Below are 7,627 nucleotides of genomic sequence, written 5' to 3'. Positions count from 1 at the left end.
TGATCGCGCGCCAGCCGTTGCCCGCCGGGCCGCCTTTCGGCTATGGAGGGCGTCCCTCTGGAACGTCTTGCGGACGGCTAGTCTGAACTGACCGCGAAGCGCCCATGGGATCGGGAGAAAACCCGCATAAAAACAATAAGGTGACGTGGCCGAGTGGCTGAAGGCAACGGTTTGCTAAATCGTCATACCCGAAAGGGTATCCAGGGTTCGAATCCCTGCGTCACCGCCATCTTCCTGACGGCCGCTCAAGCGAACAGGCTGCCGTCGGCGTTGTAGTAGTTGCGGCTGATCAACGATCCGCCTCTAGGCGTGTCGCCGGGCGCAATCGCGGCCGATCCCAACGGCGACGGCGACGACCAGATCACTCTCACCGTCGGCGGCGCGACGGTGAACGGCGGGACCGACGCCGCGAAAGCCCGTCCTAACCCACCGCGTAGGCGTCCGGCTTGGCGCGCTCGGGGGCGGGCAGGGGCGCTTCCGCGCCGCCGGCGCCGCCGCGCGGCCAGCGGGAGGTGACGAACTCCCCGAAGTCGGGCGGCAGGTCGCGGCCGGGGCGCACCTTGGGCCGCCGAAGCTGGGCCTTCAGGCGCGCGAGCAGCTCTGTCAGGGTCTCGTTCGGTCCCGTCAGATCCGCGGCAAGAATTCGGTCGGGCATGCCGGCCTTATACGCTTCCTCAACAGCCGATTCCACCCCGGCCACGGAATCGCGTGCTAGAGGCGGGCGGCACCCAGGAGCGCGGCATGGCGGAAATCCACACCTTGCGGATCAGTTTCGAAGGCACGCTACAGGGCGGCCCGGAGCCGTGGATGTGGGCCCTGGTCGAGGTGCTGCTGGAGGATCAGGGACCCGTGAAACCGGGCGTTTCGGCCCGTGTGGCGGTGCCCTTCGCCGGGAACAAGGGCGTCTTCGAGATGCGCGAACTGGCCTGGCAGGGGTTCCGCGCGGCCCTGGCCGAGACGCTCGCCGCCGGCGAGGGCAAGACCGCCGAGCAACTCTCCTTCACCGGCGGCGCCTGACGAAGGCGCGTTGACCGCCGGGGTCCCGGCCCCCTAACGTCGCCGCCGCAACCCAGGGGACGCCATCCATGAAGCTCTTCAAGTCCATCGGCCCGAACCCGCGCGTGGTGATGATGTTCATGGCCGAGAAGGGCCTGGCGCTGGAGATGGTCGATATCGACCTGCGCGGCGGCGAGAACCGCGCCGCGCCCTACCTGAAGGTCAATCCCGCGGGCCAGACGCCGGCGCTGGAACTGGATGACGGCAGTTTCCTCACCGAGGTCACCGCCATCTGCGAGTACATGGAGGAGGGCATGGCGCAGCCGCCGCTGATCGGCGTCACCCCGGAGGAGCGCGCCCAGACCCGCATGTGGACCCGCCGCGTGGACCTGAAGGTCTGCGAGCCGATGGCCAACGGCTTCCGCTTCGGCGAAGGCCTGCCGATGTTCAAGGACCGCATGCGCTGCCTGCCGGACGCTTCGCCCGGCCTGAAGGCCATTGCGCGCGACGGCCTGGATTGGATGGAGAGCCAGTTCCAGGGGCCGTGGCTGGTCGGCTCGCGGTTCACCCTGGCCGACATCCTGCTGTTCAGCTTCCTGGACTTCGGGGCGGTGGTGGGCCAGCCCCTGGATCCCAAGCTTCCCAAGCTCAACGACTGGTTCGCCCGGGTGAAGGCCCGGCCGAGCGCGGCGGCCAGCGCCTAATTTCCTCCCCTGCGCGCGGGGGAGGAAATCTCTAGCCTACCTTGCGGTCCAGGCCCTCCCAGTAGGGCTTGCGCAGTTCGCGGCGCAGGACCTTGCCCGAGGCGTTGCGGGGCAGGGCGTCGATGAAGTCCACCGACTTGGGCGCCTTGAAGCTGGCGATCCGCTGGCGCGCCCAGGCGATCACCGCGTCGGGGTCGCAGCCGCCGGGCCCCGCCACCACGATGGCCTTCACCGCCTCGCCCCAGCGCTCGTCGGGCACGCCGATGACGGCGGCGTCGGCGACGCCGGGACAGCCCAGGATCGCGTTCTCCACCTCGGCCGGATAGACGTTCTCGCCGCCGGAGACGATCATGTCCTTGACCCGGTCGTGGACGAAGAAATAGCCCGCCGCGTCGTGGAATCCGGCGTCGCCGGTGCGCAGCCAGCCGTCCGGCCGGATGGTCTCGGCGGTGGCCCCCGGCCGGTTCCAGTACCCGGCCATGACGATCGGCCCGCGGATCTCGATCTCGCCGATCTCGCCAACGCCCAGGGGCTGGCCATCCTCGTCGGCGATGCGCACGTCCAGCGTCGGCCAGGGCTTGCCGCAGGAGCGCAGCAGCTCGCCCTGGTGCGCGGCGGGCGCCAGGAAGGTCCCCGCGCCGGCGGTCTCGGTCATGCCGTAGAACTGGATGAAGCCGCAGCCGAACCGCGCCGTGGCGGCGGCCAGCACGGCTTCGGAGATCGGCGAGGCGCCATAGGCCACCGTCTTCATGCTGGAGAAGTCGGTGTCGGCGATCTGCGGCGTCTGCAACAGGACGTTGATCATCACCGGCGCCAGGAAGACGTGCGCCACCCGCTCGGCCTCGATCAGCCGCAGCACCTGCGGCGGATTGAATTCGCCCATGATGATCACCCGACCGCCAGCCGCCAGCCCGGCGAAGCTGATGTTGGTCCCGGCCACGTGGAACAGCGGCATGACGATCAGCACGGTGTCGTCGGCGGTGTAGTTGAACCCCTCCACCTGGGTGCGCAGGTCGAGGAAGGCGGCGTAGTTGGCGTTGTTCAGCCGCACGCCCTTGGGCAGGCCGGTGGTGCCGGAGGTGTAGAGCTGCAGCACGTCGTCTTCGGCCAGGGGAGACGTGAGTTTTGGCGCCGGCGCGGCCTCACGCAGGGCGGCGTAGCTTTCGAAGCCGGGATGTTCCGCGTTCACCGCCACCACCCGGATCGGCCGGTCAATGGCGGCGGTCACCTGTTCGGCGCAGGCGAAGAACTCAGGGGTCACCAGGAACAGTTCCGCGGATGAGTCCTGCAGGATGAAGGTGATCTCCGGGATCGCCAGCCGGGTGTTGATGGGGGCCAGGCAGGCGCGGGCCTTGGCGGCGCCGAAGAACACCTCGAACCAGGCGTCGCAACTGCGGCCCAGCCAGGCCACCCGGTCGCCGGGCTTCACGCCCAGGCCCTGCAGCACGCCGCAGGCCTGGTCCGACCGGCGCTCCAGCTCGGCGTAGGTGGTCCGCCGGCCGTCGCACTCCACCGCCACCCGGTCGCCATGCAGGCGCGCCTGCACCGTCGGGATGTCGGCCAGGAAGGTCATGGTGTCGGTCATGGCGCAGCGTCTCGTCCCTGTGGGTCTGGCGAGCTTGTGGCCGCTCGCCCGGTCGGTGAGGCTAGCGGATCGGCCCCGCCGCGCCAATGTGGCGCCGGCGCAAGCGACGCCGCGGCGAAGCCGTGCTTAGATGGCGCCAGCGGACCCGTCCGCCATTGAAACCAAAGCCATTTTTTGCGCGGACGCCAAGATCCGCTGAGGGAACCCTGGGAATGATCAAGATCAGGCATCTGGCCGCCGGCTCGGCCATGGTCCTGGCGCTGGCCGCCGCCGGCGTCTCCGCCTCAGCGCAGGCGCGGGGACCCGCCGCCGCCGCCGAAGCCGCCTGGCCCGGCCTGCCGCCGGGGGCTGCGGAGGACTATGCGACCTTACGCGACGGGGTCCGGCTGGCCGCCAATGTCTACAAGCCCGCCGGCCGCGGCCCCTGGCCGGTGGTGCTGAGCCGCACGCCCTACCTGAAGGACGGCCGGCGCACGGACGAGAACCCCAACCCCGCCGAGCAGCTCGCCAAGCAGGCCCGGCGCTACACCGACGCGGGCTATGTGTTCGTGGTCCAGGACGTGCGCGGCAAGGGGCGTTCGCAAGGCTTCTATTCGGCCTTCGAGCACGACATCGAGGACGGCTACGACACCGTCGAGTGGGCCGCCGCCCAACCCTGGAGCAATGGCAAGATCGGCATGACCGGCGGCTCGGCGCTGGGCATCACCGCCAACGCCGCGGCCATGGCGGCCCCGCCCCACCTGGTCACCGCCTATGTGGTGGTGGCCCCCGCCGACCGGCTTTCCTACAGCTATCCGGGGGGCGTGCTGAAGGACAAGGACACCATCGGCTGGCTGAAGGGGCAGGGGGTCGCCGAGGACGTGCTGGCCAAGACCCGCTCGCGCTCGCTGGACGACGTGGGCTGGAACCGCGTGGCGATGACCACCAACCGCAAGTACATCCGCATCCCGATCTTCAACGTCGGCGGCTGGTACGACATCTTCAACGGCGGGTCGGTGAACAACTTCGAATACCTGCAGAACCAGGGCGCCAAGGGGGCGCGGGGCAACCAGAAGCTGCTCATGGGGCCGTTCGGCCACGGCCAGCTCTCCGGCGACTTGGCCTATCCCGGCAGCGACCGCCTCAGCCTGGGTGGCGACCAGGAGATCCGCTGGTTCGACCACTGGCTGAAGGGGATCGCCAACGGCATCATGGACGAGCCGCCGGTGAGCTATTTCATGATGGCCTCGGCCCGGACCAACGCCTTTTCGCCCAAGAACCGCACGCTGACCTCGGCCAACTGGCCGCCGGCCCACCGCGAGGTGCGATATTACCTGACGCCGGCCAAGGGGCTGACGACCAAGGCGCCCGCCGAGGGTGAGGCCAAGGCCAGCTACCGGTTCGATCCCGCCAAGCCGGTGGAGACCTTCGGCGGCGCCAACCTCACCTTCGAGCGTGGTCCCATGGACCAGCGCGCGGCGGGCCAGCGGCAGGACTACCTGCGCTTCCAGACGCCGGTCCTGGAGAGGGACGTGGCCATCGCCGGCCCGGTGACCGTGGAGCTTTATGCGGCCACTGACGGGGCGGACACCGACTTCATGGCCAAGCTGGTGGATGTCTATCCGGATGGCTACGAGGCCTTGGTGCTGGATGCGCCGATCCGCGCCCGCTACCGCAACGGCCGGATGCCCGACGATATCGCCCCCATGACCCCCGGCGCGCCGGAGAAGCTGGTCATCGACCTGTGGCCCACGGCGATCACCTTCGAAAAAGGCCATCGCATCGCGGTGCACGTGACCTCGTCCAACGCCCCGCGCTTCGAGGTCAATCCGAACACCGGAGAAGCGCCGGGCACGACGAGGTTGAAGCCGCGGGTGGCGGTGAACACCATCTACATGGACGCGGGCCGGCCCTCGGCCATCGTCCTGCCGGTGATCTATCCAGAGGCGAAATAGGCCCTGTCCGCCGCCCCAAACGGGGGGTTGCGGCGGCTGCAAAAAACCCCACCTTCCTGGAACATCGGGAGACGCGCGGCGTTGCCCCGAGGCGGGGTGAGCCTGATCATTGCCTCTCGAACCGGACGGCTATTTCGCGGGTCCGGCGAACGACTGGGTGGCTGATGGCGCTCTCCGAACAGCCGGCTGGACTGACGTCGCAGGCGCCTATCGCCGCCTCCGCGCTGCACCGCTACCGCGCCGTGCGCCAGACCACCGAGGCGCTCACCCGCGGCCTGACGGCGGAGGACCAGCTCGCCCAGTCGATGCCGGACGCCAGCCCTGCCAAGTGGCACCTGGCCCACACTACCTGGTTCTTCGAGACCTTCCTGCTGGTCCCGAACCTCGCCGGCTACCGCCTGTTCGACCCGAAGTTCGGCTACCTGTTCAACTCTTACTACGAGGCCCTGGGGCCACGGCAACCGCGGCCGGCGCGGGGCCTGATAACCCGGCCGTCGCTGGCCGATGTGATCGCCTATCGCGCCCATGTGGACGCCGGCATGGCGAAGCTGCTGGAGGGCGCGGGCGAGGCGCCGGCCGACCTCGTCAACCTGGGCCTGGCTCACGAGCAGCAGCACCAGGAGCTGATCCTGATGGATATCCTGCATCTGTTCGCCCAGTCGCCGCTGCAACCGGCCTATGCGCCGCCCCGGGGCGCGGCGGCTGTGGCTGCGCCGGCGGCCGCGAGCTACGTCGGCTTCGCCGGCGGACTGGTGGACGTGGGTCACGACGGCCAGGGCTTCGCCTTCGACAACGAGACGCCGCGCCACAAGGTCTATCTGGAGCCGTTCCGACTGGCTGACCGGCTGGTCACCAACGCCGAGTGGCTGGCCTTCATGGCCGACGGCGGCTACGCCCGTCCCGAATTCTGGCTCTCCGAGGGCTGGAGGCGGGCGCACGACGAAGGCTGGACCGCGCCGCTCTACTGGGAACCCGGCGCCGACGGCTGGATGGCCATGTCGCTGCACGGCCTGCGGGCCGTCGAGCCCGCCACCCCAGTCGGCCACGTCAGCTTTCACGAAGCCTACGCCTACGCCGCCTGGGCCGGGGCGCGGCTGCCCACCGAGGCGGAATGGGAACATGCCGCCCAGGGCCTCCCGATCCAGGGCAACCTGCTGGGGTCGGGCCGTCTCGGCTCGGCCGCGGTGGAAGCCGGCGACGGCCTGCGGCAGATGTTCGGCGACCTCTGGGAATGGACCCGCAGCGCCTACGGCCCCTATCCCGGCTTCCGCCCGGCGGGCGGCGCGGTGGGGGAGTACAACGGCAAGTTCATGGCCGGCCAGTTCGTGCTGAAGGGCGGCGCCAGCGTGACCCCCGGCGGGCATGTGCGGGCCAGCTACCGCAACTTCTACTATCCGCACCAACGCTGGATGTTTTCCGGGGTGCGCCTGGCCCTGGACGGGCTGGCCGACGCGGCGCCTGTGGCCTCCGACTTCGAAGCCGACGTGCTGGCCGGCCTGGCGAAGGCCCCGAAACAGATACCGCCCAAGCATTTCTACGACGCGGAAGGCTCACGCCTGTTCGAGGCGATCTGCGAGCTTGAGGAATACTATCCGACCCGGACCGAGCTCGCCCTGCTGCGCCGCGCGGCGCCGCAGATCGCCGAGGCGATCCCCGACGGCGCGGTGCTGGTGGAGTTTGGCAGCGGGGCGAGCCTGAAGACCCGCATCGTACTGGACGCCGCGCCGCAACTGGCGGCCTACGCGCCCATCGACATCAGCCCCTCGGCCCTGGACGCCGCGGTTCACGCGATCCGGGCGGACTATCCCAAGCTCGTCCTGGCGCCTCTGGTGGCTGATTTCACGCGCGCGCTGCGGCTTCCGGGCGAGGCGCGGGGGCGGCCGGTGGTCGGCTTCTTCCCCGGATCGACCATCGGCAACTTCACCCCAACTGAGGCCCAGGCCTTCCTGGACGGCGCGCGGCGACTGCTGGGAGAGGGCGCGGCGCTGCTGGTGGGGATCGACCTGGTCAAGGCCCATGAGACCCTGGTGGCGGCCTATGACGACAAGCTCGGCGTCACCGCGGCGTTCAACCGCAACCTGCTGGCGCGGATCAACCGCGAGCTGGGCGGCGACTTCGACTTGGCCGCGTTTGCGCATCGCGCGGTCTGGAACGCCGACGAAAGCCGGATCGAGATGCATCTGGAGAGCCAGAGGGCTCAGCGGGTGACGGTGGCCGGCCAGGTCTTCGACTTCGGCCCAGGAGAGACCCTGCACACGGAGAACTCCTACAAGTTCACCGTCGAGGGGTTCACCGACCTCGCGGCGCGGTCGGGTTGGCGGCTCGAGCGGGTGTGGGATAATCCCCACCCCGCCTTCGCCATCGTACTTCTCAGAGCCTAGAGCGGTATTCGCCCCGGTAGACTCGGA

General features: G+C 69.5%; 6 protein-coding genes and 1 tRNA gene. 5 read left to right on the top strand and 2 right to left on the bottom strand.

The genetic code is table 11. From position 1 onward, the window contains the following. The first annotated feature begins 139 nt into the window (after positions 1 to 139). Positions 140 to 229: transfer RNA gene (locus tag ACLL81_RS02155), tRNA-Ser, on the top strand. 192 nt (positions 230 to 421) lie between these two features. Here the strand turns inward: ACLL81_RS02155 and ACLL81_RS02150 are convergent. Next, positions 422 to 655 (bottom strand): hypothetical protein, encoded by a 234-nt coding sequence (locus ACLL81_RS02150; protein WP_411286702.1) that lies wholly within the window; start codon positions 653 to 655, stop codon positions 422 to 424. Positions 656 to 741: 86 nt separating this feature from the next. Here ACLL81_RS02150 and ACLL81_RS02145 point away from each other — a divergent pair, with 86 nt between their 5' ends. Together ACLL81_RS02145 and ACLL81_RS02140 are read left to right on the top strand one after the other, a co-directional pair. After that, positions 742 to 1,017 (top strand): hypothetical protein, encoded by a 276-nt coding sequence (locus ACLL81_RS02145; RefSeq protein ID WP_411286701.1) that lies wholly within the window; start codon positions 742 to 744, stop codon positions 1,015 to 1,017. A 68-nt stretch (positions 1,018 to 1,085) separates the two neighbouring features. After that, positions 1,086 to 1,700: a glutathione S-transferase family protein gene (locus ACLL81_RS02140; protein ID WP_411286700.1), complete on the top strand. Its 615-nt coding sequence runs from the start codon at positions 1,086 to 1,088 to the stop codon at positions 1,698 to 1,700. Positions 1,701 to 1,731: 31 nt separating this feature from the next. Here ACLL81_RS02140 and ACLL81_RS02135 read toward each other — a convergent pair whose 3' ends face one another. Continuing rightward, the gene (locus ACLL81_RS02135; protein WP_411286699.1) at positions 1,732 to 3,285 is read right to left on the bottom strand and encodes a long-chain-fatty-acid--CoA ligase; all 1,554 of its coding nucleotides are present in this window, start codon (positions 3,283 to 3,285) and stop codon (positions 1,732 to 1,734) included. 212 nt (positions 3,286 to 3,497) lie between these two features. Here ACLL81_RS02135 and ACLL81_RS02130 point away from each other — a divergent pair, with 212 nt between their 5' ends. Together ACLL81_RS02130 and egtB are read left to right on the top strand one after the other, a co-directional pair. Next, positions 3,498 to 5,219 (top strand): CocE/NonD family hydrolase, encoded by a 1,722-nt coding sequence (locus ACLL81_RS02130; RefSeq protein WP_411286698.1) that lies wholly within the window; start codon positions 3,498 to 3,500, stop codon positions 5,217 to 5,219. Positions 5,220 to 5,383: 164 nt separating this feature from the next. Further along, positions 5,384 to 7,600, top strand: a complete 2,217-nt coding sequence (gene egtB, locus ACLL81_RS02125; protein ID WP_411286697.1) for an ergothioneine biosynthesis protein EgtB — start codon at positions 5,384 to 5,386, stop codon at positions 7,598 to 7,600. The last annotated feature ends 27 nt before the right edge of the window (positions 7,601 to 7,627 follow it).

Source organism: Phenylobacterium sp. (assembly GCF_046590535.1).
In the GTDB taxonomy this organism is placed as follows: domain Bacteria; phylum Pseudomonadota; class Alphaproteobacteria; order Caulobacterales; family Caulobacteraceae; genus Phenylobacterium.
The sequence above is the reverse complement of the archived record's forward strand: the minus strand, read 5'-3'. Positions and strand labels throughout refer to the sequence as shown.

Coding starts and splice junctions, on each gene's coding strand:
- ACLL81_RS02150 (WP_411286702.1), bottom strand. CDS start 655: ATGCCCGACCGAATTCTTGCCGCGGATCTGACGGGACCGAACGAGACC.
- ACLL81_RS02145 (WP_411286701.1), top strand. CDS start 742: ATGGCGGAAATCCACACCTTGCGGATCAGTTTCGAAGGCACGCTACAG.
- ACLL81_RS02140 (WP_411286700.1), top strand. CDS start 1,086: ATGAAGCTCTTCAAGTCCATCGGCCCGAACCCGCGCGTGGTGATGATG.
- ACLL81_RS02135 (WP_411286699.1), bottom strand. CDS start 3,285: ATGACCGACACCATGACCTTCCTGGCCGACATCCCGACGGTGCAGGCG.
- ACLL81_RS02130 (WP_411286698.1), top strand. CDS start 3,498: ATGATCAAGATCAGGCATCTGGCCGCCGGCTCGGCCATGGTCCTGGCG.
- egtB (WP_411286697.1), top strand. CDS start 5,384: ATGGCGCTCTCCGAACAGCCGGCTGGACTGACGTCGCAGGCGCCTATC.